The organism is Mesorhizobium sp. USDA 4413, assembly GCF_056280365.1.
The window spans coordinates 2,111,082-2,137,585 of record NZ_JBVPRP010000001.1 but is presented as its reverse complement, the minus strand read 5'-3'; the positions used below and the strand labels follow the sequence as shown (position 1 = coordinate 2,137,585).

Annotated in this window: 27 protein-coding genes; 15 read left to right on the top strand and 12 right to left on the bottom strand. The window is 62.0% G+C overall.

The genetic code is table 11. The features are described from left to right. Positions 1-26 precede the first annotated feature (26 nt). Genes ACVMIM_RS10480 through ACVMIM_RS10470 form a run of 3 tightly spaced genes read right to left on the bottom strand, consistent with a single transcriptional unit; the run spans position 27 to position 3,205 of the window. Positions 27-1,499: an aldehyde dehydrogenase gene (locus ACVMIM_RS10480; RefSeq protein ID WP_040985560.1), complete on the bottom strand. Its 1,473-nt coding sequence runs from the start codon at positions 1,497-1,499 to the stop codon at positions 27-29. A 31-nt stretch (positions 1,500-1,530) separates the two neighbouring features. Continuing rightward, positions 1,531-2,325 carry an amino acid ABC transporter ATP-binding protein gene (locus tag ACVMIM_RS10475; RefSeq protein WP_052457909.1) on the bottom strand — a complete coding sequence of 265 codons (795 nt, stop codon included), beginning with the start codon at positions 2,323-2,325 and terminating at the stop codon, positions 1,531-1,533. A gap of 1 nt (position 2,326) precedes the next feature. After that, entirely contained in the window at positions 2,327-3,205 is an 879-nt protein-coding gene (locus tag ACVMIM_RS10470; protein WP_476111873.1) for an amino acid ABC transporter permease, read from the bottom strand. 187 nt (positions 3,206-3,392) lie between these two features. On the opposite strand from ACVMIM_RS10470, the gene ACVMIM_RS10465 reads away from it, so the two are divergent. Together ACVMIM_RS10465 and ACVMIM_RS10460 are read left to right on the top strand one after the other, a co-directional pair. Then, positions 3,393-4,607 (top strand): D-arabinono-1,4-lactone oxidase, encoded by a 1,215-nt coding sequence (locus tag ACVMIM_RS10465; protein ID WP_040985564.1) that lies wholly within the window; start codon positions 3,393-3,395, stop codon positions 4,605-4,607. A gap of 3 nt (positions 4,608-4,610) precedes the next feature. Continuing rightward, positions 4,611-6,164, top strand: coding sequence for an FAD-dependent oxidoreductase (locus ACVMIM_RS10460; protein ID WP_040985566.1), 1,554 nt, complete (start codon positions 4,611-4,613; stop codon positions 6,162-6,164). Positions 6,165-6,244: 80 nt separating this feature from the next. Here ACVMIM_RS10460 and ACVMIM_RS10455 read toward each other — a convergent pair whose 3' ends face one another. Then, on the bottom strand, positions 6,245-7,117 hold the full coding sequence (locus ACVMIM_RS10455; protein ID WP_040985568.1) for a transporter substrate-binding domain-containing protein: 873 nt from the start codon (positions 7,115-7,117) through the stop codon (positions 6,245-6,247). Positions 7,118-7,318: 201 nt separating this feature from the next. Between ACVMIM_RS10455 and ACVMIM_RS10450 the strand changes: the two genes are divergently transcribed. From ACVMIM_RS10450 to ACVMIM_RS10440, 3 genes are all read left to right on the top strand, one after another. Beyond that, on the top strand, positions 7,319-8,722 hold the full coding sequence (locus ACVMIM_RS10450; RefSeq protein WP_040985570.1) for an NAD(P)/FAD-dependent oxidoreductase: 1,404 nt from the start codon (positions 7,319-7,321) through the stop codon (positions 8,720-8,722). Beyond that, the gene (locus ACVMIM_RS10445) at positions 8,719-9,780 is read left to right on the top strand and encodes a Gfo/Idh/MocA family protein (RefSeq protein WP_040985572.1); all 1,062 of its coding nucleotides are present in this window, start codon (positions 8,719-8,721) and stop codon (positions 9,778-9,780) included. The genes ACVMIM_RS10450 and ACVMIM_RS10445 overlap by 4 nt, the downstream gene beginning before the upstream one ends. 114 nt (positions 9,781-9,894) lie before the next feature. Further along, positions 9,895-10,539, top strand: a complete 645-nt coding sequence (locus ACVMIM_RS10440; protein WP_040985574.1) for a GntR family transcriptional regulator — start codon at positions 9,895-9,897, stop codon at positions 10,537-10,539. A gap of 48 nt (positions 10,540-10,587) precedes the next feature. On the opposite strand, the gene ACVMIM_RS10435 is transcribed toward ACVMIM_RS10440, so the two are convergent. Both ACVMIM_RS10435 and ACVMIM_RS10430 read right to left on the bottom strand, forming a co-directional pair. Then, positions 10,588-11,493, bottom strand: a complete 906-nt coding sequence (locus tag ACVMIM_RS10435; protein ID WP_040997869.1) for a dihydrodipicolinate synthase family protein — start codon at positions 11,491-11,493, stop codon at positions 10,588-10,590. A 111-nt stretch (positions 11,494-11,604) separates the two neighbouring features. Then, positions 11,605-12,708 (bottom strand): mandelate racemase/muconate lactonizing enzyme family protein, encoded by a 1,104-nt coding sequence (locus ACVMIM_RS10430; RefSeq protein ID WP_040985578.1) that lies wholly within the window; start codon positions 12,706-12,708, stop codon positions 11,605-11,607. A 121-nt stretch (positions 12,709-12,829) separates the two neighbouring features. Between ACVMIM_RS10430 and ACVMIM_RS10425 the strand changes: the two genes are divergently transcribed. Beyond that, positions 12,830-13,789, top strand: a complete 960-nt coding sequence (locus tag ACVMIM_RS10425; protein ID WP_040985580.1) for a dihydrodipicolinate synthase family protein — start codon at positions 12,830-12,832, stop codon at positions 13,787-13,789. 24 nt (positions 13,790-13,813) lie between these two features. Here the strand turns inward: ACVMIM_RS10425 and ACVMIM_RS10420 are convergent, their stop codons facing one another. Further along, positions 13,814-14,269, bottom strand: coding sequence for an FCD domain-containing protein (locus ACVMIM_RS10420; RefSeq protein ID WP_476111870.1), 456 nt, complete (start codon positions 14,267-14,269; stop codon positions 13,814-13,816). A 311-nt stretch (positions 14,270-14,580) separates the two neighbouring features. Between ACVMIM_RS10420 and gcvA the strand changes: the two genes are divergently transcribed. The 5 genes from gcvA to ACVMIM_RS10395 all read left to right on the top strand — a co-directional run bounded on the left by gcvA (position 14,581) and on the right by ACVMIM_RS10395 (position 18,822). Continuing rightward, the gene (gene gcvA, locus ACVMIM_RS10415) at positions 14,581-15,501 is read left to right on the top strand and encodes a transcriptional regulator GcvA (protein WP_040985582.1); all 921 of its coding nucleotides are present in this window, start codon (positions 14,581-14,583) and stop codon (positions 15,499-15,501) included. Between the two features lie 138 nt (positions 15,502-15,639). Further along, the gene (locus ACVMIM_RS10410) at positions 15,640-15,921 is read left to right on the top strand and encodes a hypothetical protein (protein WP_052457910.1); all 282 of its coding nucleotides are present in this window, start codon (positions 15,640-15,642) and stop codon (positions 15,919-15,921) included. 40 nt (positions 15,922-15,961) lie between these two features. Then, the gene (locus ACVMIM_RS10405) at positions 15,962-17,101 is read left to right on the top strand and encodes a flavin monoamine oxidase family protein (protein ID WP_040985586.1); all 1,140 of its coding nucleotides are present in this window, start codon (positions 15,962-15,964) and stop codon (positions 17,099-17,101) included. Between the two features lie 13 nt (positions 17,102-17,114). Next, the gene (locus tag ACVMIM_RS10400; protein WP_040985587.1) at positions 17,115-18,155 is read left to right on the top strand and encodes an alcohol dehydrogenase catalytic domain-containing protein; all 1,041 of its coding nucleotides are present in this window, start codon (positions 17,115-17,117) and stop codon (positions 18,153-18,155) included. After that, positions 18,142-18,822 carry a cupin domain-containing protein gene (locus tag ACVMIM_RS10395; protein WP_040985588.1) on the top strand — a complete coding sequence of 227 codons (681 nt, stop codon included), beginning with the start codon at positions 18,142-18,144 and terminating at the stop codon, positions 18,820-18,822. The genes ACVMIM_RS10400 and ACVMIM_RS10395 overlap by 14 nt, the downstream gene beginning before the upstream one ends. An 84-nt stretch (positions 18,823-18,906) precedes the next feature. Here ACVMIM_RS10395 and ACVMIM_RS10390 read toward each other — a convergent pair whose 3' ends face one another. Further along, the gene (locus tag ACVMIM_RS10390; protein WP_476111867.1) at positions 18,907-19,518 is read right to left on the bottom strand and encodes a LysR substrate-binding domain-containing protein; all 612 of its coding nucleotides are present in this window, start codon (positions 19,516-19,518) and stop codon (positions 18,907-18,909) included. Between the two features lie 94 nt (positions 19,519-19,612). Here ACVMIM_RS10390 and larC2 point away from each other — a divergent pair, with 94 nt between their 5' ends. Then, entirely contained in the window at positions 19,613-19,894 is a 282-nt protein-coding gene (larC2, locus tag ACVMIM_RS10385) for a nickel pincer cofactor biosynthesis protein LarC2 (protein ID WP_476111865.1), read from the top strand. Between the two features lie 71 nt (positions 19,895-19,965). Here the strand turns inward: larC2 and ACVMIM_RS10380 are convergent, their stop codons facing one another. The 4 genes from ACVMIM_RS10380 to ACVMIM_RS10365 form a co-directional block, all read right to left on the bottom strand. After that, positions 19,966-20,895 carry an electron transfer flavoprotein subunit alpha/FixB family protein gene (locus tag ACVMIM_RS10380; RefSeq protein ID WP_040985590.1) on the bottom strand — a complete coding sequence of 310 codons (930 nt, stop codon included), beginning with the start codon at positions 20,893-20,895 and terminating at the stop codon, positions 19,966-19,968. Between the two features lie 191 nt (positions 20,896-21,086). Then, the gene (locus ACVMIM_RS10375; RefSeq protein ID WP_040985592.1) at positions 21,087-21,836 is read right to left on the bottom strand and encodes an electron transfer flavoprotein subunit beta/FixA family protein; all 750 of its coding nucleotides are present in this window, start codon (positions 21,834-21,836) and stop codon (positions 21,087-21,089) included. A 31-nt stretch (positions 21,837-21,867) separates the two neighbouring features. Then, positions 21,868-23,085, bottom strand: a complete 1,218-nt coding sequence (locus ACVMIM_RS10370; RefSeq protein ID WP_052457911.1) for an NAD(P)/FAD-dependent oxidoreductase — start codon at positions 23,083-23,085, stop codon at positions 21,868-21,870. A gap of 31 nt (positions 23,086-23,116) precedes the next feature. Then, positions 23,117-23,881, bottom strand: a complete 765-nt coding sequence (locus tag ACVMIM_RS10365; RefSeq protein WP_040986153.1) for an aldolase/citrate lyase family protein — start codon at positions 23,879-23,881, stop codon at positions 23,117-23,119. A 117-nt stretch (positions 23,882-23,998) separates the two neighbouring features. Between ACVMIM_RS10365 and ACVMIM_RS10360 the strand changes: the two genes are divergently transcribed. Genes ACVMIM_RS10360 through ACVMIM_RS10350 form a run of 3 tightly spaced genes read left to right on the top strand, consistent with a single transcriptional unit; the run spans position 23,999 to position 26,504 of the window. Further along, positions 23,999-24,889, top strand: a complete 891-nt coding sequence (locus ACVMIM_RS10360) for a 2-hydroxy-3-oxopropionate reductase (RefSeq protein ID WP_040985594.1) — start codon at positions 23,999-24,001, stop codon at positions 24,887-24,889. A gap of 3 nt (positions 24,890-24,892) precedes the next feature. Then, positions 24,893-25,705, top strand: a complete 813-nt coding sequence (locus tag ACVMIM_RS10355; RefSeq protein WP_476111620.1) for a shikimate dehydrogenase family protein — start codon at positions 24,893-24,895, stop codon at positions 25,703-25,705. After that, positions 25,698-26,504, top strand: coding sequence for an SDR family NAD(P)-dependent oxidoreductase (locus tag ACVMIM_RS10350; RefSeq protein WP_278047562.1), 807 nt, complete (start codon positions 25,698-25,700; stop codon positions 26,502-26,504). The genes ACVMIM_RS10355 and ACVMIM_RS10350 overlap by 8 nt, the downstream gene beginning before the upstream one ends.

Below are 26,504 nucleotides of genomic sequence, written 5' to 3'. Positions count from 1 at the left end.
ATGTCCATGCCCACCGGTGCCCCCCGCTAACCCAGGGTGAGCCATATAGTCTTCAGTTGCGTGTACTGATCGAAGGCTTCCAGTCCCTTGTCGTAACCGCCGAAACCAGACGTCTTGTAGCCGCCGAACGGCGTGGTGATATCGCCTTCCCCATATCCGTTGACCGCCACCGTTCCCGCTTGCACAGCGCGGGCGACGCGGATCGCGACATTGATATCGGTGGAAAAAACCGTGGCCGCGAGGCCGTAGGCGGAAGCGTTCGCGATCCGGATCGCGTCCTCTTCAGTGTCGAAAGGGAGGACGGCCACCACTGGTCCAAAGATCTCGTCGCGTGCGAGCGCGGTATCGGGATGGACGTTGTCGACGACGGTCGGCTCAACGAACCATCCGCCTGTTTCCTGGAACAACTGCTTGCCGCCCGACGCAATCGTCGCACCATCCTTGCGCGCCTGCTCGATGGCGCCCAGCACGCGCGTCAGGGCAGACGCTTCGATCAGCGGTCCAAGCTTGGTCGTATGGTCGGTGGGTTCGCCGACGACCCAGTTCTTCGAGGCCTTGACAAGGCTGTCCACGAAATCCTGCTTGATGCTCGACTGGACGAGGATGCGCGAACCGCATGTGCAGTTCTGGCCCATGTTCCAGAACGCCGCATTTGCGAGGTTCTCAGCGATCCGATCGAGATTTTGAGCCGCATCCGCCATGACGATCTGGGGGCTCTTGCCGCCGCATTCCAGCACGACCTTCTTTAGATTGCTGTCGGCGGAGTAGCGCAGGAATTGCCGGCCGATTTCCGTGGAGCCGGTGAAGGAGATGACATCGACATCGGGATGGAGCCCGAGCGCCTTGCCGGCGACATGGCCAAGTCCGGGCACGACGTTGAACACACCCGCAGGAATGCCCGCATCGAAAGCTAATTCGGCAATTCGCAACGTTGAGAGCGGCGCAAGCTCCGCCGGTTTGACGACGATCGAGTTACCGGCCGCAAGCGCCGGCGCGATCTTCCAGGAAAGCGTCCCCGCCGGAAAATTCCACGGCAGCACCATGCCGACCACGCCGACCGGCTCGCGAACGATCAGCCCCAGATTGCCCTCTCCTGTAGGTGAGATCTTGCCGAAGACCTTGTCGATGGCCTCGGCATACCAGCGGATGTTGCTGACGACGTCGGGAACGTCGAGGTTCTCGCAGTCGACGATCGGCTTGCCCGCGTCGATGGAATCGAGAAGGGCTATCTCCTGTCCGTTGGCTTCGACCAGCTCCGCGAATTTTAGGAGGACCCGCTTGCGTTCGCGCGGCTCGATGCGGCTCCAGGCGCCCGCATTGAAGGCAGCGCGCGCGGCCTTGACTGCCGCGTCGACGTCGCTGGCCGAGCACGCCGCCACTTCAACGAGCAGCTTGCCGGTCGCTGGGTTCAGGTCTTCGAACTCGGCCCCGCCCTCAGCATCCACGAACTTGCCGTCGATGAAGGCTTGGCTTCGGACATTGTCTGGGAGGATTTTCATTTGTCGTTCCACTGGCGATCTGACTTGGCGCTCACAGAACCTTGCTCAGGAAGGCCTTGGCGCGGTTGCTCTTGGTGTTGGTGAAGAGTTCCGACGGGCTCCCCTGCTCGACGACCACGCCGCCGTCCATGAAGACGACCATGTCGCCGACCTCGCGCGCAAAACCCAGTTCGTGGGTGACCACGATCATGGTCATCCCGTCGGAGGCTAGCTCGCGCATCACGTTGAGGACCTCGCCCACAAGTTCAGGGTCGAGAGCACTCGTCGGTTCGTCGAACAGCATCAGCTTCGGTTTCATCGCCAGAGCCCTGGCGATCGCGACGCGCTGCTGCTGACCGCCCGACAGTGTCCTGGGATAGGAAGCCGCCTTCGCGGTGAGGCCGACCTTTGCCAGCAATTCCATCGCCTCGTCGATGGCTTGCTGCTTGTCCAGTCTCTTCACCCCGACCGGGGCTTCAATGATGTTTTGCAGCACCGTCATGTGCGGAAAGAGATTGAAGCTTTGAAACACCATCCCGATGTCGGCGCGCTGGCGCGCCACTTCGCTCTGCTTCATCTCATAGAGCTTCCCGGCATGCTGCCGATAGCCGACCAGTTGGCCTCCGACCTGCAGCAGGCCTTTGTCGATGCGCTCGAGATGGTTCATGCAACGCAGGAACGTGCTCTTGCCTGACCCCGAAGGCCCCAGGATGCAGGCGACCTTGCCGTACTCGACGATCAGGTCGACACCTTTCAGCACACGCAGGCTGCCAAACGATTTCTCGACCCCGCGCGCGACGACGGCGAAACCCTGGGCAGGCCGGGAGGGATAACTGGACGCCGGCATCTCAGGCAACCCTCGCATGTTCGACCGGAATATCCGCAGCGTCTTCCGAGGGCGCGACGGCGGTCCTGCGGTCGCTCCTGCCGAAATGCCGCTCGAGGAAATATTGCCCGATCGACAGCACCGTCGTCAGCACCAGATACCAGATCGAGGCCACGATCAGCAGCGGAATGGTCTGGAAGTTCGCCGTGTAGATAAGCTGCGCTGAATAGAGCAGTTCCTGCATCGCGATGACACTGACCAGCGACGTCGTCTTGAGCATGCCGATGAGTTGGTTGCCGGTCGGCGGAATGATCACGCGCATCGCCTGCGGCAGGATGATGCGCCACATGACGCGAAAGCTCGACATGCCGAGCGCCTCTGCCGCCTCCCTCTGGCCGACGGGGACAGAGTTCAGGCCCGAGCGCACGATCTCGGACATGTAGGCGCCCTCGTTCAACCCAAGTCCGAGGAGTGCCGCGACATAGACGGTGATGTACTGGTTGGCGTCGAAGCTGCCGAGGCTCGGACCGAAGGGGAAGCCGATGGTGATCTGCGGATAAAGCGCCGAGAGATTGAACCAGAAGATGAGCTGGACCAAGAGCGGCGTGCCGCGAAACACCCACAGATAGCCGGAAGCCACACTGGCCAGAACCCGGTTCTCGGATATCCGCATAAGCGCGATCGCAGTGCCCAGCACGATGCCGATCGCCATCGCGGCAACGGTCAGCCAGATCGTCATCAGCAGGCCGGATATGATGGCATCGTCCAGCAGATACTGAAGCACGATCTCCCATTTGAAGCGCGGGTTGGTGATCATCGAGACCACCAGCCCAGCCAGGACAACAAGAATGCACGCGGCGGCCAGCCAACGCCCGTAGTGCCTGAGGGGGACGACGGGCATTTTCTCGATGTCCTGTCCCGCGGACCGGATTGATAGGTCTGTCACTGGCATTCCCTTGGGGTCATCCTTGCATTTTGGCCGCAGCAAGAGTAATCGATAACCGGTAGCCGCTTATATAGTGACGCTCGCATCGAAAGCAGTCAAGGCCCGTGCGGCCGAAAATGACAGGAGATTGAGTTTGGCAGCAATGAACCAATGGTCCAACTGGGGCGGCAACCAGACTTTCCAGCCAACGAGAACCGTCACGCCGGCGGACGAGGCGGAAGCAGTCTCGCAGATCCGGGCCGCCATTGGGCAGAAACGATCGGTGAGAGTTGCGGGTAGCGGGCACTCGTTCACTCCGATCGTGCGAACGGATGGCGTGCTCTTCGACTTCTCGAAACTCAGCGGCGTGGTCTCGGTCGATCAGGCGAGCCGCCGTGCCGAAGTCCTTGCAGGATCGAAGATTGCCGCGCTGGGATCCCCACTGTGGGACGAGGGACTTTCGATCGCCAATCAGGGTGACGTCGACGTCCAGTCCATCTCGGGCGCCATCGCCACGGGCACCAAGGGATCGGGAAGAGCCTTCGGCTCGATGTCGTCGATGGTCACCGGCCTGAGGATCGTCAACGGCCGGGGCGAGGTCGTGGACATCGATCAGTCCGATCCCGAGAAGCTTCGCGCGGCGCAGGTCTCGCTTGGGCTGCTGGGGCTGGTTCTGAGGGTCGGCCTGCAGCTCGTGCCAGCCTATCGGCTGCGCGAGGAAAACATCATCCTGCCGATGGCCGAGGTATTGCGGCAGTGGGACTTCCTGCTTTCCGAGTATCGCCATTTCTCGTTCTGGTGGATGCCGACCGACCGGTCCTCGCACATGTACAAGCTTGGCGAGGTCCCGGCGGATCATTGCTTCGTCAAGCTGCTCAGGGAAATTCCCGCCGATGACCCGGAAGTGCCTGTCGGCGAGATGAACCGGCGAACGGACCGGGCCTATCGCATCTACCCCGACGGCACGACGGATGCCGAGTTTCACGAGCTCGAATACATGGTCGGCGCGGAGGACGCGCGCGCCGTGGTCGAGCGGATGCGTGATCTGATGTGGAAGCGTTTCCCCGACGAGATATCGCCGCTTCAGGTCCGCTGGCAGAAGGCCGACGATGCATTCCTGTCCGCCCAGAGCGGCAGGGACACGACATCGATCTCGGTTTCGGGCGAGATAGGCCGGGACTATTTCCCGTTCCTGCGCGCCGTCGACGAGGCGCTGCAGCCGTTCTCGGCCCGCCCGCACTGGGGCAAGCTTCACTTTCTCGACCGCAACCGTATCGAAAGTATCTATCCGGACTTCGAGCGGTTCCAGAAGGTGAGAAAGGAAATGGATCCCGACGATCTGTTCCTCAACCCTCACCTTTCCGATCTCTTTGGCTGAGCGATGAAGGACAGCGACTTTCCTGACCTCGGAAAATCGCTGTTCGACGTGTTGATCGTCGGCGCCGGCATCAACGGCTGCGCGGCTGCCGAAGAACTCGCAAACCAGGGGTACAGCGTTGCTCTTGTCGACCGTGGCGATCTCGGAGGGGCGACAACGGCTCGCTCCGGCCGCGTCCTGCATTGCGGCCTGCAGCTGCTGGCGCCGAAGCGATCCGCCTTCGACTATTTGACGGACCCGCTTGAGCTGGTCACGCGTCTGCGGTCGGCCAGGCGCGCCGTCCGGGATTTCGAAGAGTTCTGCCGCGAGCCGCCGCGCCGGCTTGAGCCCATGACGACTTTCGTGCCGATCTTACGCGATAGCCCCTACAAGGGATGGCAGGTCGATCTGGGCGCCGGAATGATCGAGGCATTCGGCGGCAGCGACGCAAACATCCAGTACCGTCGCTGGAGCCCGGCTGAGAGCCGGTCCAATCCTTTCGTAGCGGGCCTTTCAGGTCGCGAGGGGCTCCAGTCGGTAGTCTCGTTCCAGGATTTCCGGTTTTGCTGGCCGGAGCGGATCGCGATCGATGCTGCACTCGCCGCCGAGCGAAGCGGCGCTGCACTTGCCTCTTTCGCAAGGGTCGATGATCTGTGGCGCGCATCGGACGGGCTCTGGCACGCCGGACTGACGGAGGTCGGTGACAGCTGCCGGAACACGCAAGTGTCGGCGCGGATCGTTCTCAATCTTGCCGGCGTGTGGGTGGACGACGTGATCGCCAGCGCAAAGCCGCAAACGGCAGTCTCCAAAAAGGTCGTCGCCGTCAAAGGCGTCTATCTGCTGGTGAAGCTCCCGGAACCGTATCGCGGCCTAGGCCTAGCCGGAGCCAACAGCATCGGCGAGCCGATCTGCTGCCTGCCCTGGAACGAGCTCCACTATATCGGCCCCACGGAAACCCGGTTTGCCGGCGCCTTCGACGATGTCAGGCCTGAAGAGCAGGACATCGCTTTCCTGCTGGCCGAGATGGGCAAGTTCGCTCCCGGCCTTTCGCTAACCCGAAGCGATGTTCTGATGGCCTGGGCCGGCGTGCGCCCGATAACCGCCGACCGTCGCTATCCCAAGGGCAAACGACTGCCGTTCAACGTGGTGCATGACCTTGCCGCGGAAGGGCTGCCGAACATGCTGGCCCTGAGCTGGGGGATTATTGCGAACCATCGCTCGACGGCTCGTGCCCTAGCCAGGGCGGTAAGTTCAAGAATTCGGCCGTCGAGGCCGGCTAAGCCGCGCCAAGGCGGATACATCGCACTTCACGGGACCGGGCGCCGATTGCAGGACGACTATCCAGCCACGGACGACGACGTCAGGTTCTGCGTCGAGCGCGAACACGCACGGGACCTGACCGGCGTGCTGTTCAGCCGGACCGGCCTCGGCTGGACAGGCCGCCTGACGGCCGATGCCGTTCTCGCCGCCGCAAACGCGATGGCGCCGCTCCTCTCATGGGGCAGAAGTCGGACGCTGGAAGAATGCGGCAGGTTCAAAGCAAGGCTCAAGACCGACCATTGCTACGAACTCATGTGAAGATTGACGGCCGGCTTAACCCGCCCGCGTTTAAAAAAATCCCGCCTCGAAGGAGGCGGGATCGCAGGTCAGCGCGGGTTTCAGAACCCGTACTTGGGAGGCGTCGAGCCCTCCTTGTAGATGACGGCTTCCTTTGCCGCCCCATAGGAGGTGTCGTTCTTCTCGAGGATTTTCGCGTATTCGCCGCTGGCGATGAGATGATCGTAGGCGGCCTTGATGGCGGCGAGCAGCTTTTCCGAGTTCTCGTTGCGGGCGACGGCGGTAGCGGTCGGCCCTCCCCCGATCTCGCCGGAGGCATCGAGGCCGCTATCCATGTGGATTGATTCCTGGGCGCCGCCGCGATTGATCAGCACGCCTTCGACGCGGCCGCTGTTGAGCGCGAGCACGGCGTTGCTGATCGACGGGAAGGCGCTCACAGTCGCGGCCTCCGAGCACTTCTTCGATGCCGCGTTCAGCGTCTCCAGCTCGGCGGATCCGGCCATGGCGCCAACGATATGGCCGCAAATGTCGGTTAGGGCCGTCGGCTTGTAGCCCTTGGCCTTGGTGACGAGGAAGGAGCTGTAGTCCTGCCAGCTGGTGACGAAATCCGCCACCTTCAGGCGCTCGGCGGTGACATAGAATTCGCCGTAGGAGATGTCATATTTGTTCGCCTGCAGCCCGGTGAGCGCGGCCGCGAAAGGAATGAGGGTCACTTCGGCCTTGAGGCCGAGCACGTCGGCCACGGCATGCGCGAGGTCAGGATCCATTCCCTTGAGGTCGGCGCCCTCCTTGTAAGCGAGAGGCTTGCCGACATCCGGCACGGCGATCCGAAGCACGCCGGCATCCTGAATGGCTTTTGGCAGGAGAGCGGCGACTGCATCAACCTTGCCACCTTCGGCATGCGCGGCCACGACCAACGAAGTGCTGGCCATGGCGGCAATCATGCAAAGGGCATTGCGTCTGTTGAAGATCATACTGTTTCCCTCCGGTTTTCTTGTGTGAGTTAGAACGTCACGGTCAGGGCCGCGCGTTGACAATAATGGCTTACGTGTAATATGTTACCGCTTACCGATTGCTTTGACAAGCGCGTTCTTCAGGGGCAGGCTAACGCCCCAGCCAGCACGCCGTCAGCGTTATCGATCGAGTGAGCCACATGGTCGGGAGTGAGAGCCGGAATGACGAATACGACTTACGATGCCGTTGTTATCGGCGGCGGCCCAGCGGGGATTGCAGCGGCCTGGGAGCTGCGGGACAGACGCATCCTGGTGCTCGAGAGAACTCACCGCCTGGGCGGGCGTCTCTTTTCAATGAGTCGCGGCGACTACTGGCTGAACCTTGGCGGCCATCTGTTTCCCGCGGCCGGCTCGCATATGCGCAACATCCTGCATTCCATTGGGCTCGACGTCATTCGCATCCCCGGCAACAAATTCGCGATCTACTGGGGCGGAAAAGTCTACAAGCCGAAGGCGGTGGCCGCCCTTCCGCTGACGCTAAAGATGAGTATCCGCGAGCGCATCTCGCTGGCCTCGATCGGACTTCGCATGCTAAAGGCCGTCAAGGGCTGGCAGCAGGCCATGCAACCGGTCTACGGGGAAAGCAACCAGAGGCGGCGGGCCAGGGTCGCGCACTACATGGCGGACATCTCGTTCCGTGACTTCATCGGTCGTCCCCCCAAGCGGGTCGAGGCGCTGTTCCAGTCAGCGGCAAGGCGCGCCGCGGCCGAAATGGAGGACCAGCACGCCGGGGTCGGGGTCTCGCTCTTCGGCGCGGTCTGGGCCGGCAAAGGCGACTCCATGGCGCTCAATCTCAACGGCGGCTCCGGCCGGTTCGGCGAGGTGATGATGGAGCTGCTCGGAGACAGGGTGCAATACAACGCCACGGTCAAGTCGGTCGAAAAAGTAGGTGACAAGGTCTCGGTTACCTACGAGATGAACGGCGGCACCCACACGGTTTCGGCTTCGCAGGTGATCGTTGCCGTTCCCGCCTATCAGGCGGCCGAGATCGTGCGCGACATTCCGGACAATGTGCGCACGACACTGAAGAACGTGCAGTACGGACCGTTCCCGACGATGGGCATCATAACCGACGAAACCGGGCCGATGCCCTATGACGACATCTATGCCATCACCACGCCGGATGCCTCGTTCGACATGTTCTTCAATCACGCCAACCCGCTTCGCACAGGCCCGAGAAAGCCCGGCGGCAGCCTGATGGTCTATTCCGGCGGCGAGCCAGCGCGGGAGTTGCTGAAGCGTTCCGACGAGGAAATCCGCGATACCTATCTCGCCGACGTCTACAGGATGTTCCCCGAGCTCAAGGGTCATATCAAGGAAGCGGTGGTGCAGCGCTGGGTTCCCGGCAATACCTATCGCCCGGCGGGCTTCAATTTTGACGCCATGCTGTCCTATTGCGAAAGGGACGATGTCGATATCCATTTCGCCGGCGACTACTTTGCCGAAATAGGCAACATGGAAATCGCGACCGGATCGGCCCATGAGGCGGCCCGGCGCGCCAGGGTCCGGTTGATGGACAAGGAAAAGAAATCCGCCAAGCTGAAGGTCGTCGGCGCCTCCAGATGAACAGCCCGACAATTCGGTTTGGACTGATTGGCGCGGGCGTTGCTTCCGAGACCCATGCGCGTGAATTGAGACGCGTGCCCGGCGCCTCGCTCGCGGCGGTTTTCGCCAGGGACGCAACCAAGGCTGCGGCATTCGGCGCCGCCTTTTCCGTCCCGAAATGCTATTCCGACATTTCAGCGCTCCTTGCGGACAAGGACATCGACGTCGTCATCATCACGACCCCGAACGGCCGGCATCTCGACTATGCCGTTGCCACTGCCAGGGCGGGCAAGCATGTCGTCGTCGAAAAACCGCTGGAAATAACCGAAGACCGCGCGTCGAGGATCATCGATGCCTGCCGTAGCGCCGGCGCGCATCTGTTCGTCATTTACCAGCGGCGCTACTCCGCCGCCGCGCGCCAGGCGCTGGCGGACATCCGCGAGGGCAGGCTCGGCCGCATCGTCCTGGTCAACATCGTGGATAACCAATATCGCGCGCCCGCCTACTATCAGAAAGACGCATGGCGCGGCACGTGGGACATCGAAGGTGGCGGCTGCGTCATGACCCAGTCGACGCATCTCATCGATCTCGCGCAATATCTGGTTGGACCGATAAGGTCGGTGTTCGCGCGAACCAGAACGGCATACCACGAGATCGAGACGGAAGACGTGGCGGTCGCCGTCTTCGAATTCGCCTGCGGCGCGATCGGCACCTTCTCCTCGTCGACCGCCGCCTTTCCGGGACAGCGTCACCTCGTGACCATTTCCGGGACGGAGGGCTCCATCATCATCAATGGTGAGCACGACGAGATCGTCTTCCGGAAAACCAGAGGCGACGCGACAGCGTCGGGCATTCCGCAATCCTTCAGTTTCGCGGATCCTACCGATCCCCGAGACTATCCGACCGACGGTCAGCGTGCTCAATTGCAGGCGATCGTGAGCTCGCTGCGCGCACAGAATGCGCCAGCGATCGATGACGTGGACGCCCTCATAGCCGTGCGCGTGATCGACGCGATCTACCGGTCATCTGCGGAAGGACGGCCTGCCGAGGTTCACCATTCGCGGGATGCCCGGGCATAGCGTTTTCGGCATGGAATGGCGTCCCAGCCGCGCATATTGAATTTTCTCTTTGTCAATGCGAGAATCGACGATAGATCGCACGTTATCGGTGATCGCTTGTCGGCTGAGGAATGAATGGACAATCGCTTGCAACATACCAACCTGAGGGATCAAGCCCTCGAGGTTTTGAAACTGCGGTTGATTTCGGGCGATCTGGCACCCGGACAGATATATTCCGCGGCATCTTTGGCTGCAGAACTAGGCGTCTCGAACAGCCCGGTGCGCGAAGCAATGCTGACGCTCGTCAATCAAGGTTTGATGGAGGCGGTCAAGAATCGCGGCTTCCGTATTGTGCCGCTAAGCGAGAAAGAGCGGCGAAACATCTACGACCTTCGCCTTCTTATCGAAATACCCTCTATGGCACGACTTGCCTCCATGAAAGAGAAGGTTGCGGCCCGCAGGCAAGAATTTTCCAAGATCGCTTCCGATATGGTTGACTGCGCCAAGAAGGGAGATATCGTCGGCTATCTGGATGCCGATCGTCGTTTTCATATCGGGCTGCTCGATATCCTGGAGAACGACCACCTGACAGCCATCGTGGAAAACCTGCGCGACCAGTCGCGGCAGTATGGCCTCAAGGCGCTTTCCGAGAGCGGCGCCTTGGTGAAATCGGCCGAGGAACATCAGCCGATCCTCGATGCGCTGATTGCCGGCGACCGCAAGCTCACCACCAAATTGATGACCGACCATCTAAGCCACCATGTTACCGACTGGGCCTGATTTCGCGTGCAGGAAAAAGGGGCGCCGCGAGGGCGCCCTCCCTCCAGTCTAGCGCCCTACCCCCGTCAGCAGGCTCGGATCAATCTTCGACAGCGCCTCCTTCAATTTTTCAACCTGGGCGGCCGAGTACGGACGGATTGGGGCGCGGACTTGGCCAACAGGCAGCCCCAGGATCTCGCAAGCCGCCTTCACGCCGCTGTTGTAGGGCCCGCTTCCGAGGATGCGAATGATGGGATTTATCTGCCGCCAGATCGCCACGGTTGTCGCGGCATCTTCCTCCTGAGCGCAGCGATGCAGCTTCGCCAAAGCCGGCGCCATGAAATTTGCAATCCCCATGACCGTCCCCGGCGCCTTCAGCATCAGCGCCGGCAGCATCAGGATATCCTCGCCGTTGAAGAAGGTGATCTTGTCGGAATGGTCATAGAGCAGCGTGTTCATCTGCGCGAGGTTGGCGGATGAATCCTTGACGAATTTGACCTGAGGGATCTCGCTCGCCAGACGGACGAGAAAATCCACGTCAAGGTGCAGGCCCGTAGCCGGTGGGAAATTGTAGGCGCAGATGGGCAGGCTTGTCGCATCGGCAACCCCCGCGTAGTAGGCGAACGCCTCCTCGAAGCCGATCGGCTCGTAGTACGGGGTGGCAAGCATGATTGCCGTGGCCCCTGCCCTCTCGGCATGCTTGGACAATGCGATTGCTTCTCTTGAAGATGTGGCGCCCGTATGGGCGAGCACAGCAACCCGTCCTGCCGTCTGTTCAGCGACGATCTCAACCAGCCTCAGCCTTTCCTGATGCGAAAGGACTGAGAACTCGCCCGTGCCACCCGCCGGGACGAACCCGTCGACGCCATCGGCGATATTCTGGTCGATAAGTTTCCTAAGAGTCTTCTCGTCGATCTGCTCGCCATCGGACGTGAACGGAGTGACGATTGCAGAGAGTACACCCTTGAGGGCCATTGGTTTCTCCTGTGCCGAAATACTGACGCGAAAGGCCTTGCATTGGCGGCCATCGCATTCGTTTGCGAAAACTCCTCGGACGAATTGTCCTCCGAGAGGTGCTTGCCCGCGCTATCTGACCTCAAAGAGTGCCGGTCCAAGCGCCTTGTGGTCGACGGAAATGCCGAGACCTGGGCCGGATGGAGCCCTACCCCGACCCTCCTTGGACCGCGGCAGATAACCCGCGACATGCTCCTTGGTCCAATCGTTGAAGAAGGAGGCATGCAGCAGGGCTTCGGCCTGGGTGCTTGCGGCGACGTGGGCAACCGCAGCCGTCGTAACGTCGCCGCCCCACACGTCCTCGATGCACATCGTCATTCCAAGGTCCTGGGCTTGGCCGCGCATCCGGACCGCGCCGGTGATGCCACCGAGTCGACCGAGCTTGATGTTCACCGAGCCGGCGCCGGCTTCGTATTTTGCGCGATAAAGCTCGGCCGAATTGACGACGGACTCATCCATGACCAGCGGCAGTGAGCTCATCTTCTGGACAATGGCGCAGTCGGCAGTATCACGACAGGGTTGCTCGACATAGACGTTGAGGCCGGCCAGCTCGCGAACCGCGATGATGCCGGCCTGCAGATTCCAGCCGCCGTTCGAATCGGCGATGATCACCGCATCATCCCTGCAAGCTTCGACGACGCTGCGCGTCCGCCTGGCGTCATCGAATGGATCATTGCCGACCTTGACCTGGAACCGATTGATCCCGGCCTTGCTGCGCATCCTGACAAATTCGGCCATCTGCTCGGGCGAGGCGAGCGGAACGGCCTCGTAGAGCGGAAAAGCCTCCTGCGTCGTCCCGCCGATCAGCGTCGAGATTGGAAGGTTGGCGACTTTTCCCAGGATGTCCCAGCAGGCAATGTCGATGGCGCTCTTGGCGTTGTTCTGCCCGAGAAGAACGGCATCCATCGCCTGGTGGACTCTCGACAGGTTCGTCGGATCGAGGTCGATGATAACGGACGCCAGAACCCTGATGGCTTCGCGCGTACCCTCGGCGAATGTCGGTAAATAAGTTCCGCCGAGAGTGCTGTTTTCGCCCCACCCTTCGACGCCAGCATCGGTGCGTATGCGCACCAGTGTTGATGCCTGGCTCTGCGCTGCGCGCCCCTTCGACATCACGTACTCGCCGTGGGCGTAGGTGAGTTCGTATCCGAAAGCATCGATCGCGGTGATTTTCATGTCGGTTCCGGCGCCGCTTGGTTTTGGTTATTGGTAACCGGTAATATGTCACCTTCTACATGGTTGTCAATTCCACGATTTGGGGGTATGAAGCGGCCACTTCGACCTGGGAGAACCTGAAATGAACGCCAATGTCTTTTCCGGCTGCATGCCGGCGCTGATGACGCCTTGCACGAACGACCGCCTTCCCGACTTCGACGCGCTCGTGCGCAAGGGCCACGAGCTGATCGCCGCCGGCATGTCGGCGGTGGTCTATTGCGGCTCCATGGGCGATTGGCCGCTGCTCACCGACCAGCAGCGCATGGAAGGCGTCGAGCGCCTCGTCAAGGCCGGCGTGCCGGTCATCGTCGGCACCGGCGCGGTCAACACGGCCAGCGCCGTGGCCCACGCCGCCCATGCCCAGAAGGTCGGCGCACGGGGCTTGATGGTCATCCCGCGCGTCTTGTCGCGCGGGCCTTCGGTGACGGCCCAGCGCCACCACTTCGAGGCGATCCTTGCCGCCGCCCCCGACTTGCCGGCGGTGATCTACAACAGCCCCTACTACGGCTTTGCCACGCGCGCCGATCTGTTCTTTGCGCTGCGCGCCGAACATCCGAACCTGGTCGGCTTCAAGGAGTTCGGCGGACCGGCGGATCTGCGCTATGCGGCGGAAAACATCACCAGCCGCGACGACGAGGTTGCGCTGATGATCGGCGTCGACACCGCCGTCTTCCACGGCTTTGTCAATTGCGGCGCCTCGGGCGCCATCACCGGCATCGGCAACGTGCTGCCCAAGGAAGTGCTGCATCTCGTCGCTCTCAGCCAGGCGGCGGCGAAGGGCGATGCCGAAGCGCGCCGGCTGGCGCTGGAGCTGGACACCGCTCTCGTCGTGCTGTCCTCCTTCGACGAGGGTCCGGACCTGGTGCTCTATTTCAAGCACATGATGGTGCTCAAGGGTAACCCCGAATACCGGCTGCACTTCAACGAAACGGACGCGCTGAGCGACAGCCAGCGCGGCTATGCCGAGCAGCAGCTTAAGCTGTTCGACGCCTGGTACGCCCATTGGTCGAGGCAGCCTGTTATGGCGAAATACGCTGCCTGACCTATAAACCTGCCAGAGACATTCTCAGACGCCATATAGTGGGCGGCCCCGGCCGCCCGCTCGCCTCTCGGATGGGCGGCCTATTTCCGGCCTGAGGGGCTTTGACGACCGGCCTGCACTCCGGCGTTGGTGCGGCTCGCCATCTGAATCATGGTCGGCAATCAGCGAAAGGTAACGCTCAAGCGCCTTCGCGAACTTGGCGTGCCAGATTTCATGCGCGGTAGCCAAATCCCCGTTCCGCAGACTCTCGAAAAGCTTAACCACGCACCTCTCTGCGTCACCTTTTCGATCTGTGTAGACGACACCCAGGTGGTGGTTGAATCGCCTAACGTCGGGCGTCAGCTCGGAAAAGTATTGCATGGTCCGCTGCAATCCCGTCGCGTCGATGATCGCCTGCTGGAATTCAAGATCGTTGCGAATGGTCTCGGCCTGGCTATCGAGCTTCGCGAATTTGACCGCGTTGCCGGCGAGTTTCTCCAACCGCCTGAGGTCGGCGGTGGCCAGGCGACCGGCTCCGGACGGAGTCGTTTCGGCCTAGAGCTCAGTGGCGGACGCTCGGGTGCCACCCGACGCTGATGCTCCTTTATCCAGCCGATTGTGACATTGGTTCCATGACATCGAACGACAACATTGCATTTCCAATAGATTCTTTTGGAAACGGAAAGCCGCCGCACCCTCCTTCGAAGTGCGACGTATCTTTTGGGCATTTGACCCACATCGTAAGATTCGAGCTACTGCCGTAATACATCCTGACCGCCAATCCTTCTTAAGCTCCCGAAACAGAGAGTCACTTGAAGAAATCACCTGTGTACCTCAATGCTCTGCGCGCTTTCGAAGCCAGTGCACGTCACGGCAGTTTTTCGGGCGCTGGCAAGGAACTCAATGTTACGGCGGCTGCAGTCGGCCAGATGGTGCGAGGGCTTGAGGATTGGCTGGGTATTCCGCTGTTTCATCGCAGCATCACCGGGAAGGCGAGGCTCGCCTTGACCGAAAGCGCCGAGCGCGCGCTTCCGGACATCCGAGCTGGACTGGATCGCCTGGGAGTGGGGCTTGAACGGCTTCAGGAGTCAGCGACGAGCGGCATCCTCAATGTCACGGTTAGTCCGGCTTTTGCCGCCAAATGGCTGCTTCCGCGCATCGATCGCTTCCAGGCCAAATTCCCTGACACGGACATTCGGCTCGAAACGAGCCTGAAGCTTCTCGACTATAAGGCGCATGGCATCGACATAGGGGTCCGATACGGAGACGGAAACTGGCCTGGCCTCGTCGCAGACAAGCTTATGGAGGAGGAGGTCTTTCCGGTCTGCTCGCCCAGTTTCCCGGACATGGGAAATTTAGCCGAACCCGCTGATCTCGCTCGAACGACACTCGTCCACGACCTCTCCGTCGATCCAGCAATTGGTTTCATTACCTGGGACATCTGGCTGCGGGGAGCAGGTGTCCCTGAGAGTCAACCGACGAGGGGCATGAGAATCGACAATTCGGCTGCCGTGCTCCAGGCGGCGATCGAAGGACAGGGCGTGGCCTTGGCGCGCAGCATCCTGGCGCGCGACGATCTGGCGGCCGGACGGCTACAGCGGCTGTTCCCCGCAATCAAAGTGCCGTCAACTCTAGCCTATTATGTGGTCTATCGCGCGGAATATGCTTCATTGCCAAAGCTGCAGGCGTTCCGCAGTTGGCTAGTCGAGGAGGCGGCAGGTCGCCCCAGCTAAGCCCATCATTTCCTCGGGCCAGCTTCACAGGCACCGGCAAAGCTTTTCTTTGTCGGCCGCAAGAAACTCTCATTTGTCAGGACGGCCCTTCAGCGGCAATCAGATGCCGGAGATTAGAAGACGCTGGAAAAGATAATCATGGCTTACCTTGAGATCACGCTGCAGATCGCTCCCGAGAACCGAGGTGCCGCCGCCGACGTCTATCAGAAGTACAAGCAGCCGTTCCTTGCCCAGATTGCCGGCACAACTTCGAAGGAGCTTCTTATTGGCGACGATGACGTTCAGCTCCTCCACGGCTTCAAGAGCATTGAGGGCGCAAAAGCCTATGCCGACAGCGCAATGTTCAACGACGATGCCGTCACCGGACTGATGCCACTTCTGTCGGCTCGGCCGGAATTTCGCATTTACGCCACGGCTTGAGCCACGACGACGACGAGCGCGGATCTGGACTCTGGTTCCAATGGCTTGCTCAATTTCTCAAAGCATTCTGGTCGTCGGCGGTGGACTCGCCGGGTTGGCGGCTGCCTATCGCCTCCATCGTGCTGGCCTCGAGTTCACTATGATCGAGGCGCGGGAACGGCTGGGCGGACGCATCTTCACGGCTGGTCCCGCGGGCGAAGTTTCAAACGATGGATTTGATCTTGGTCCGTCCTGGTTGTGGCCTGACATGCACCCCGCGGTGCGCCGATTTGCAGATGAACTGGGGCTTGCGTTTTTCCCCCAGCATGCAGATGGCGCAATGCTGTTCCAGCGGTCACAAGAAGTCGAGCCGGAGCGCTATCGCGTGCTCCGGCAGGAACCGCCGTCCATGCGCCTCGTTGGCGGCAGCGGCTCAATCATTTCTGCGCTTGCGGCACGTTTTCCGCAGGGCCGCATACGCCTCGGTGCAAGAGCAATCTCAATTGTACGAACCATCAAAGGCGTGATGGTCCGGTTCCAGGTTGCCGATGGTTCGTTTGAGGACCTCGAGACTGGCCATGTGATCTTCGCGATGCCGCCGCGCCTACTGGCGGAGACGATGGAATTCGATCCCGCTCCGGACGGATCGTGTCAGAGACTGTGGCGCGACACACCGACCTGGATGGCTCCCCATGCCAAATTCTTTGCCCTTTATGACACGCCATTCTGGCGCCCAGCGGGACTTTCAGGCGCCGCGCAGAGCATGACAGGTCCGCTCGTTGAAATCCATGATACCACCACGGCATCGGGGAAGGCTGCCATATTCGGCTTTGTCGGCGTCCCAGCGCAATACCGAAGACAAGGTGGCGGAAAGGCCATCATCAATGCTGCAGTCGCGCAGCTTGGGCAATTGTTCGGACCTGAGGCGCTGACGCCGGTGACAACGCTTTACAAGGATTGGGCTGCCGATTCATCGACGGCGACATCTTTGGACCAGGTAGGTACCGGTCATCCGGCTGGCGGTAAGCGTGAGTGGGTTGATCGCAATTGGAGGGACTGGATAACGCTAGCAGGCAGCGAAACCGCCGCCCACGACCCGGGCTACCTGGCTGGGGCCATTGAGGCGGGAGAACGGGCCGCCGTTAGGCTGATCGACAGACAGATCGACAAAAGTGTCTTGCCCACCGCATTCGGCCAGTGAAGGAGCGCAAATTATGAAAGGGACTTACAAGGCGATGCAGATCGGCATGTCTGGCAGTCTTGAACTGGTGGAGCGGCAAACGCCGACGCCGAGGGCTAGTGAAGTTCTCATTGCCGTGGAAGCCTGCGGTATCTGCGGAGCTGACGCCACCGACATCGACCGGGCTGATCGAACGCTGAGGCCGCCCCGCGTTCCCGGTCACGAGGTCGTCGGCCGCATCATCGCCCTGGGCGAGAACACGCCTTCGATCTGGAAGGTCGGTCAGCGCGTCGGCGTCGGCCGCCTCGGCGGTCATTGCAACGAGTGCGGCGAATGCCGCCGGGGCCGTTTCAACCTTTGCCGTGACCAGCCCACCGTCGGCTTCACTTGCGACGGAGGTTATGCAGAAATGATGATCGCGCGAGCGACGGGCCTCATTTCCATTCCGGTCGAGTTGTCGTCGGAAGAAGCAGCACCGATTCTGTGCGCCGGCATTGCCACGTTCAACGCGCTCAAAAAGTCAGGCGCCGAGGCGGGCGATACCGTCGCCATCATAGGAATCGGCGGCCTCGGGCACATGGCTCTGCAATATGCTCGTAAAATGGGATTCCGTGTAGTGGCGGTCGGGCGCGGCGAAGATATCGCCGCGGATGCGGGACGGCTCGGCGCTCATCGTTACATCGATGCCAACAAGGAAAACGCGGCCGATGCGCTGAACGGCATGGGCGGCGCGAAGGCCATCCTTACGACGACCGGTAATTCAGCGGCCATCGCCGCGCTGATGCCTGCACTTGCGCCGGAGGGTCGCCTGGTGGTGCTCGGCGTCGGCAAAGATCCGCTCCAGGTCTCGACGGGATATCTGGTGGGGGCTGAACGTGGCATTATCGGCTCGATTACGGGGTCACCATTCGAAAACGAGAAGACGTTGGATTTCAGCGTCATGACGGGAGTGCGACCGATGATCGAAACCATGCCGCTGGAGCGAGCCGCGGAAGCGGTGCAAAAAATGAGGTCCGGCGACGTGAAGTTTCGGATAGTCTTGACGATGGGAGACCGATCCAATGCGCATCAATGATGACTTGACGAAGCCGGTCATCGTTCACGCTGCCAGGCTCGACTGGATACAAAGTCCAGCCGCGGGCGTCGAGCGCCGCATGCTCTATCGCGTTGGCGGCGAAGTCGCTCGGGCGACTTCGATCGTCCGCTACGCTCCCGGGAGTGCCTTTCCGCGCCATGTGCATGCCGGCGGCGAAGAAATTCTCGTCCTCGAGGGAACCTTCCAGGACGAGCATGGTGACTATCCAGCGGGAAGCTATTTCCGTAACCCGCCCGGAACCTCGCATGTGCCGGCGGCGGAAGGCGGTTGCACGATCTTCGTCCGTCTTTGGCAGTTCCGGAAGGGCGACGACGTGCAGATCGTCCGCCGGCCCGGCGAGGGTGAAGCAGCACAGCTGCGTAACGGATCCGAAGAGGCACGCGTCCTGTTCTACGACGCCAAGGAGCGTGTCTCGATCGAGCACTGGCGGCCTCATTCCTCCATAGCGGTCGATAATCACAGCGGCCTCGAGTTCCTTGTGCTGTCCGGTGACCTCACCATCGGCGGCGAGAACCTGGAACAGCAAAGCTGGGCTCGCTTGCCCGCGGGCAAGCGACTTGAGGCGACGACAGGTCCAAACGGCGTCCAGATCTGGATCAAGGATGCCCCTCTTCAGCACCCTGACGTGTTGCCGATGCCAAGATGATGCCTACGGAGGGTTCTTCATGCGCCGCAAGGTCAACGCTATGGCTGCGTTTCGAAACTGAATTTGAGCAATCACCGGTATGGACTATCGTCCCATTTCCTGGGCAAGCTTCAGGAACCCGTCGATGTAGGAGGTCCTCTCCTCGTCGTGCCTCACACCAAGGTTGATGCTCTTCCGGATGCCGGAATCTCCCAGGCGCAGTGCGCGTATCAGCAGGCCGGATGCATCCTCGTGCAGGAGCCAATCGGGAAGAACCGTCACGCCCCGGCCCGCGCATACCAGTTGCAGCATCAGGTCAATGGTTTCCGCAGTGCGATGTTGACGCGGCCTGCAATGTGCCGGAACAAGGAATCGGGTGTAGATGTCCAGGCGCTCCAAAGTGACGGGAACCGTAATCAACTCTTCGTCCAGGAGATCTTTCGGTTCAACGTATGCTCGGCTGGCAAGGGGGTGAGCCTCATGCACCATCAGAACGAGCTCGTAATCGAATACGGGAGTGAACAGTAGTTCCGGCGTCTCCACCGGATCCGGCGTTATCAACAGGTCAATCTCATAACCCAGCAGCGCTTCGACCCCGTCGAAGCGGAAGGCGGTGCGCACGTCGAAGTCCACGTCGGGCCATTGTGTCAGATAGGGAGTTGCAATTCTCGTCAGCCATCGCTGGCAGGGATGACACTCCATGCCGACGCGAAGCACTCCCCTCCTCCCCAGCGCGAAGTCCGTCAGGACACGCTGCGCGTGCTCCAATCTCGCATTCACCAATGAAGTCGCAGTGCAGGAAAGAGTCGGTGTGATCCAGTTCGAAATCGACGATCAGACCGGGGAGGAATTGGCCGCAGCCCTTGATCAAATTCGTTCTGCCGACGGCGTCATCGATGTGACCCAGTCCCCAGCCTTCGGCAAGAAGGGCCGGATGATGGCCTCCGTGCAAGTTCTCACCCGCCCCGACGCGATAGAGGCAATCGGCACGCTCTGCTTCCGACAGACCACGACCCTTAGCCCGCGCAGCCGGACCGAGGCACGCACCATCCTGCCCCGGCAGGCGTTCACGACCAGCAATGGAAGAGGGTGAAGCTAGCCGATCGCCCCGGCGGGCTGATGATATGGCTTGTTGGCGTATACTGGCTCCGCTGCATAGCGAGATCACAACGTCTTCAGCAGTTCCGGCAGAATGACGAAGAGATCGCCGACGAGGCCGTAGTCGGCGACCTGAAAGATGGGTGCCTCCTCGTCCTTGTTGATGGCGACGATGATCTTCGATTCCTTCATGCCGGCCAGATGCTGAATGGCGCCGGAAACACCGACGGCGATGTAAAGGTCGGGAGCGACCACCTTGCCGGTTTGGCCGACCTGCCAGTCGTTGGGGGCGTAGCCAGCGTCGACGGCGGCACGGCTGGCGCCGACAGCGGCGCCGAGCTTGTCGGCAACCGGTAGGATGACTTCCTGGAATTTCTCCGAGGAGCCCAGCGCGCGGCCGCCCGAGATGATGATCTTGGCCGAGGTCAGCTCCGGACGGTCGTTTTTCGATACTTGGTTTTCCACAAAGGCCGAAACGCCCGGATCGGCTGCCGCCGCGATAGGTTCGACGGCAGCCGAATCGCCCTGGGAGGCTGCGGCAAAGGAAGCGGTGCGGACCGTGATCACCTTCTTTGCCTCGGTGGCCTGCACGGTCTGGATGGCGTTGCCGGCATAGATCGGCCGCTTGAAGGTGTCTGGCGAGACCACCTCGATGATCTCGGAAATCTGCGCGACGTCGAGCAGGGCCGCGACGCGCGGCGCGACGTTCTTGCCCGACGAGGTGGCAGGGGCGACGATCGTGTCGTAGAAGCCGGCGAGCGAGATCACGAGCGCTGCGGTCGGCTCCGCCAGGCGCTCGGCGAGCTCGTCGGCTTCGGCGAGCAGCACCTTACGAACACCTTTCAGCTTGGCGGCGGCGTCGGCCGCGCCCTTGGCGCCTTTGCCGGCCACAAGCACATCGACATCGGAACCGATCTGGAGCGCCGCCGACAGCGCCTTTGCAGTGTGGTCGGAAAGCGTTGCGTTGTCATGCTCGGCTATCACAAGGATGGTCATTTCGTATTGGTCCCGTTTGAATGCAATTGCCGAGTCCCCAGCGACATGGCCAATCTCTTTGCACTGCTGGTGGTCCTCTCCGCTTCATCCAACCGGCTTTTGGTGACCGCGGCTCGGAGTGCCTTCTCCGTCTCGGCTGACAGTCTCGAATGGCGAATCAGGGAGGATGTTGTTTCGCTCATTGCCCTGCCTCAGAGCACGCCGGCTTCGTTCTTGAGCTTTTCGACCAATTCGGCCACGCTCTCGACCTTGACGCCCGCCTTGCGGCCGCCCGGCTCTTCGGTCTTGATCACCTTCAGCCGCGGCTTGACGTCGGCGCCGTAGTCGGCCGGGGTCTTCTCGTCGAGCGGCTTCTTCTTGGCCTTCATGATGTTGGGCAGCGAGGCATAACGCGGCTGGTTGAGGCGAAGGTCGGCGGTGACGATCGCCGGCATCTTCAGCTCCACCGTCTGAAGCCCGCCGTCGACCTCGCGCGTCACCTTGGCATGATCGCCGGCGAGCTCGATCTTGGAGGCGAAAGTGCCCTGCGCCCAGCCGAGCAGCGCGGCCAGCATCTGGCCGGTCTGGTTCGAATCGTCGTCGATCGCCTGCTTGCCGAGGATCACGAGGCCGGGCTTCTCCGCCTCGACCACGCCCTTCAGCACCTTGGCGACGCCGAGCGGCTCGGTCTGCTCGTCGGTCTTGACCAGGATGGCGCGGTCGGCGCCCATGGCGAGAGCGGTGCGCAGCGTCTCCTGCGCCTGCTGCGGGCCGACCGAGACGACGATGATCTCCTCCGCCTTGCCGGCTTCCTTGATGCGGATCGCTTCCTCGACCGCGATCTCGTCGAACGGGTTCATCGCCATCTTGACGTTGGCGAGCTCGACGCCCAGTCCGTCGGCCTTCACCCGGACCTTGACGTTCGCATCCACAACCCGCTTCACGGGAACGAGCAGCTTCATTTGATTATCCTGTTGTGAGCGCTTAGCGACTTCAGATCACGGCTTCTTCGAGGAAGGGTTCGTTTCGTGGGATGCGCTCGTAGCAGAACGGCGACAGGTCGAGCGTCTGGAAGGCTCCATGGATGATGAGTTCGGATACCGCCCGACCGACCGCCGGCGACTGCTGCAGGCCGTGGCCGGAGAAGCCGTTGGCGAACATGAAGTTCTTCACCTCGGGGTGGAAGCCGACGATGCCGTTGTGGTCGAGCATGTTGTACTCGTAGTGGCCGGTCCAGCTGGTCTGGACCTTCAGCGCGTCGAAGGCCGGGATGCGATGCCAGAGCGACGGCCAGATATAGTCGTCGAACTCCTCGAAATGCATATCGAAGTCGTCGTAGTCGGCCGGCCCATCGCCCTGCGGCGTGTTGCCGGTGAGGAAGAGCTCGCCTTCGGGGCGTACGAATGTGCCGGAAAGATCGATGACATTGGGCATGCGGCCGGGGATCGGATTGGCGCTGGCAAAGACGAAGCTGTAGCGCTTGTAGGGCGCGACCGGAATGGACAGCCCGGCCATTGCCGCGACCTGCTGCGCGCGCGGGCCTGCCGCGTTGACCAAGGTGCCGCAAGCGACCGTCTCGCCGGTCGCGAGCCGTGCCGAGATCACCCGCCCGTCGACGACATCCAATCCCGTCACGGCGTTATCGATATATTCGACGCCACTGGCGCGCGCGGCGCGGCGGAAGCCGTTGAGCAGGCCCATCGAATCGAACCAGCCCTCTTCGCGAGCGCCCCACGAGCCGCCGCCGAGGTCGTCGACATTGAGCCAGGGGAAGCGCTCCTTCAGCGCGCCCGGATCGAGGAAGACCGTATGAGCGCCGAGGCTGCGCTGCAACTCGACCCGTTCCTTGGCCGCTTCCACGCCTTCCGGTGAGCAGCAATAGAGATATCCATGTTCCTTGAAGCCGAGATCGGGGGCCGTCTCATTCGGGTAGAATGGCGCCATCCGCTCCTGGAAGGTTCGGATGATCTCGATGCCGAACTGGCTGATCTTCACATTGATCGGATTGGAATATTGCTGGCGGATGGCGCTGGTCGAAAGCGCGGTCGAGGAGAATTCGTAGCTTGAGTCGCGCTCGACTACCAGGATCGAGGCGCCGCTGCCCAGCGCCTGGCTCAGCCAATAGGCCGTCGACGAGCCGATGACGGCGCCGCCGACAATCACGATGTCATAGGCGCTGCGCGACGGTGCTTTGTAAGGGGGGATCGCCACGGCTGTCTCTCCGCTCTGCTGGTTGCCGCTCTTATTGACTGAACGACGCGATCAGGGCGTCCGAGCCCCGCGCCAGCAGGCCGAGGTCGGAGCCCACCGCAACCATCGTGAAGCCGTCGGCGAGATAGCGGTCGGCATCGGCCTTCACCGGAGCCAGGATGCCGCTGGCCTTGCCTGCCGACGCAGCGGCTTTGCGAACGGACGATATCGCCTGCTGCACGTGCGCGGCGCCGGGATTGCCCATCGCGCCCATATTGGTGGAAAGGTCGCCCGGCCCGACGAAGAGAACATCTACCCCGTCGACCGCCGCGATCTCGGCGGCGTTGGCGACACCAGTCTCATCCTCGATCTGCACGGCGAGCAGCTGCTGCTCGCGCGCTTTTGCATGATAGCCGGCAATGCGGCCGAAGGCGTTGGCGCGGTGACCGACCGAGAAGCCGCGGAAGCCGCCGGGAGCATAGGTCATGGCGGCAATGATCGCGCGCGCCTGCTCGGCCGTGCGCACATTGGGGATCATCAGGCTGCGGGCCCCGACATCGAGCGCCTGCTTCATCAGATTCGCATCGTCCGACGGCAAGCGCACCACGGCTTCGCAAGGAAACGCCGCAGCGACCTGAAGCTGCGCCATGATGCTGCGCAGATCGTTCGGGCTGTGCTCGCCGTCGATCAGCAGCCAGCCCGCCCCGGAGCCTGCTACGACCTCGGTGGTGAGCGCGGAGGCCAGCGAGCACCAGATGCCGATATGAGCCCGGCCGGCCTGAACGGCCGTCTTCAGCGAATTGATGCGCTCTTGCATTTTGCGATCGGCCTCCATAGAAACGGCGGGATTGAAATTTGTATGATGTCCTATATCATATGATTTTATGGAGCCGCAAGACCGATCTGCGGCCAAAGTCGCTCAAAGGAGTTGCACATGCAAATCGGCTTCATCGGGCTAGGCGTCATGGGCGCGCCGATGGCGCGGCATCTCGCCGATGCCGGGCACGGGATCGTCACGGTGCTGAACCGCTCCCCTCTTCCAACGGATCTGAAAGCATCTGTCGTCGCCTCTCCCGCCGAGGTGGCAAGGACGTCCGAGATCGTGATCACCATGCTACCCGACACACCTGACGTGGAACGTGTCCTGCTCGGGCGGAACGGTGTGCTGGAAGGAATCTCGGCCGGCAAGCAGGTGATCGACATGAGCTCGATCAGCCCGATCGCCACGGCCGAGTTCGCCGCAAAGATCAGGGAAGCAGGCGCCGGCTATCTCGATGCGCCGGTTTCCGGCGGCGAGGTCGGAGCCAAGGCGGCGAGCCTCACCATCATGGTCGGCGGGCCGGCTGCAGAGTTCGAGCGGGCGCTGCCGATCTTTGAGAAGCTCGGCAAGAACATCACCTTGATCGGCGAACGGAACGGCGCCGGCCAGACCTGCAAGATCGCCAATCAGATCATCGTCGCTCTCAACATCGAGGCCGTCGCCGAAGCGCTGGTCTTTGCCGGCAAGGCCGGTTGCGACCCGGCCAGGGTGCGCAGCGCGCTGATGGGCGGCTTTGCCTCCTCGCGCGTGCTCGAGGTGCATGGCGAGCGCATGATCGCCCGCAGCTTCGCGCCGGGTTTTCGAATCCGGCTGCACCAGAAGGACCTCAATCTCGCGCTGGAAAGCGCGCGGGCGCTCGGCGTCGCCCTGCCGGGCACGGCAACGGCGCAGCAGCTGATGAATGCCTGTTCGGCCCGGGCGGGCGGCGCAGAAGCCGACCATTCGTCGCTCGTGCGGGCTCTCGAGATCCTGAGCGACTACGAACTCTCAAACGGAAAGGAATAACCGATGCGCGGAACCGGCAAGGCCGACGTCTTCGTCATGCTGGCCCATCCCGTGGGCCATGCGAAGAGCCCCGGTATCTTCAACGAAATCTTCGAGCAGAAGGGGCTCGACAGCCTGATGGTGCCGTTGAGCTGCCGTCCGGAGGACTTCGATACTTTTTGGGCCGGCATCACGGCGGCGGAAAACATCCGCGGCGTGATCGTTTCGGTGCCGTACAAGGTCGCGGTCTACCACAAATGCGCGGCCGCCCATGACCGCGCCGCGCGCGTGCGGAGCGCGAATTCCGTGCGCCGGCAGGCTGACGGCAGCTGGTATGCCGACAATTTCGACGGCGTCGGCTTCATCGACGGATTGAAGGCGGGCGGGCACCAGATCGCCGGCAAGCGTATTCTCCAGGTCGGCGCCGGCGGCGCGGGCGCCTCGCTGACCTACTGTCTTGCCGAAGAAGGCGCGGCCGAAATCCGTTTGACCGATATCGACAGGGAACGCGCGCAAAAACTCGCTGCGCTGGTCAATGAGGCTTTTCCCAACTGCCGCATCGAGGTGGGAGAGCCCGATCCATCCGGCATGGACATGGCGATCAACGCCACGCCGTCCGGGCTGAAGGCCGGCGATCCATTGCCGATGGATGTGAGCAAGCTGACGCCGCAGATGACGATCGTCGATATCATCATGGAGCCGGCCGAGACGCCGCTGCTCAAGGCGGCGAAGGCGATCGGCTGCCGCATCCAGCCGGGCCGGCCGATGATGGATTTCCAGGTCGAGGCCATGGCCGCATTTTTCGACATCGAACGGAAGGACCGCCGCAATGGCTGACGTGTCGACCGCCGTCGTCATCGGCGGCACGTCCGGCATCGGCCGCGCGATCGCCGAGCGCTTCGCCGAGGATGGATATCACGTGGTCGTCGCCGGCCGAGACACTGTTCGTGGCAAGGAAGCGGCGAGCGCGTGCGAGAGCATAGGCGCGCCACGCGCGCCCTTCGTCCAGACCGATATCGGCGATCCCGCCTCGGTAGAAGCGCTGGCGCAGGCCGTCGGCGATGCCTTCGGCACGCCGCATGTCGTGGTCAATTGCGCCGGCATCCTGCAGAGCGGCAAGCATGTGCTCGACCAGGACCTCGCCGAAGACGAGCAGATGTGGCGCATCAACTATCGCGGCACGCTGCTTGGCTGTCAGGTATTTGGGCGGCTGATGTCGGCTGCCGGACGCGGCGCGATCCTCAATGTCGGGTCGCTCGCCTCTTTCGCGCCGCTGTCGCTTCCTGCTTACACGCCCGGCAAGCATGCGGTGCTGGCCCTCACCCAGATCCTGGCCGCGGAGCTCGGCCCGCATGGGGTTCGCGTCAACGCCGTGGCGCCCGGCTACACGCTGTCGGACGGACTGAAGGCGAAGATCGCCAAGGGTGAACGCAACCCGGAAGCGATCCAGGCCACGACTGCGCTGCGCCGCTTCGTCGAACCTCGCGATGTCGCGGAGGCGGCCTTGTTCCTCTGCTCGGACCGCGCGGCCTCGATCACCGGCGTCACGCTTCCGGTCGATGCCGGCTGGCTCGTCCAGGCGCCTTACGCGCAATATTTGCAAGGCAATCCCATCCGGCAGACGCCGGCAATCTGA

Coding starts and splice junctions, on each gene's coding strand:
- ACVMIM_RS10480 (WP_040985560.1), bottom strand. CDS start 1,499: ATGAAAATCCTCCCAGACAATGTCCGAAGCCAAGCCTTCATCGACGGC.
- ACVMIM_RS10475 (WP_052457909.1), bottom strand. CDS start 2,325: ATGCCGGCGTCCAGTTATCCCTCCCGGCCTGCCCAGGGTTTCGCCGTC.
- ACVMIM_RS10470 (WP_476111873.1), bottom strand. CDS start 3,205: ATGCCCGTCGTCCCCCTCAGGCACTACGGGCGTTGGCTGGCCGCCGCG.
- ACVMIM_RS10465 (WP_040985564.1), top strand. CDS start 3,393: ATGAACCAATGGTCCAACTGGGGCGGCAACCAGACTTTCCAGCCAACG.
- ACVMIM_RS10460 (WP_040985566.1), top strand. CDS start 4,611: ATGAAGGACAGCGACTTTCCTGACCTCGGAAAATCGCTGTTCGACGTG.
- ACVMIM_RS10455 (WP_040985568.1), bottom strand. CDS start 7,117: ATGATCTTCAACAGACGCAATGCCCTTTGCATGATTGCCGCCATGGCC.
- ACVMIM_RS10450 (WP_040985570.1), top strand. CDS start 7,319: ATGACGAATACGACTTACGATGCCGTTGTTATCGGCGGCGGCCCAGCG.
- ACVMIM_RS10445 (WP_040985572.1), top strand. CDS start 8,719: ATGAACAGCCCGACAATTCGGTTTGGACTGATTGGCGCGGGCGTTGCT.
- ACVMIM_RS10440 (WP_040985574.1), top strand. CDS start 9,895: ATGGACAATCGCTTGCAACATACCAACCTGAGGGATCAAGCCCTCGAG.
- ACVMIM_RS10435 (WP_040997869.1), bottom strand. CDS start 11,493: ATGGCCCTCAAGGGTGTACTCTCTGCAATCGTCACTCCGTTCACGTCC.
- ACVMIM_RS10430 (WP_040985578.1), bottom strand. CDS start 12,708: ATGAAAATCACCGCGATCGATGCTTTCGGATACGAACTCACCTACGCC.
- ACVMIM_RS10425 (WP_040985580.1), top strand. CDS start 12,830: ATGAACGCCAATGTCTTTTCCGGCTGCATGCCGGCGCTGATGACGCCT.
- ACVMIM_RS10410 (WP_052457910.1), top strand. CDS start 15,640: ATGGCTTACCTTGAGATCACGCTGCAGATCGCTCCCGAGAACCGAGGT.
- ACVMIM_RS10405 (WP_040985586.1), top strand. CDS start 15,962: ATGGCTTGCTCAATTTCTCAAAGCATTCTGGTCGTCGGCGGTGGACTC.
- ACVMIM_RS10400 (WP_040985587.1), top strand. CDS start 17,115: ATGAAAGGGACTTACAAGGCGATGCAGATCGGCATGTCTGGCAGTCTT.
- ACVMIM_RS10395 (WP_040985588.1), top strand. CDS start 18,142: ATGCGCATCAATGATGACTTGACGAAGCCGGTCATCGTTCACGCTGCC.
- ACVMIM_RS10380 (WP_040985590.1), bottom strand. CDS start 20,895: ATGACCATCCTTGTGATAGCCGAGCATGACAACGCAACGCTTTCCGAC.
- ACVMIM_RS10375 (WP_040985592.1), bottom strand. CDS start 21,836: ATGAAGCTGCTCGTTCCCGTGAAGCGGGTTGTGGATGCGAACGTCAAG.
- ACVMIM_RS10365 (WP_040986153.1), bottom strand. CDS start 23,881: ATGCAAGAGCGCATCAATTCGCTGAAGACGGCCGTTCAGGCCGGCCGG.
- ACVMIM_RS10360 (WP_040985594.1), top strand. CDS start 23,999: ATGCAAATCGGCTTCATCGGGCTAGGCGTCATGGGCGCGCCGATGGCG.
- ACVMIM_RS10355 (WP_476111620.1), top strand. CDS start 24,893: ATGCGCGGAACCGGCAAGGCCGACGTCTTCGTCATGCTGGCCCATCCC.
- ACVMIM_RS10350 (WP_278047562.1), top strand. CDS start 25,698: ATGGCTGACGTGTCGACCGCCGTCGTCATCGGCGGCACGTCCGGCATC.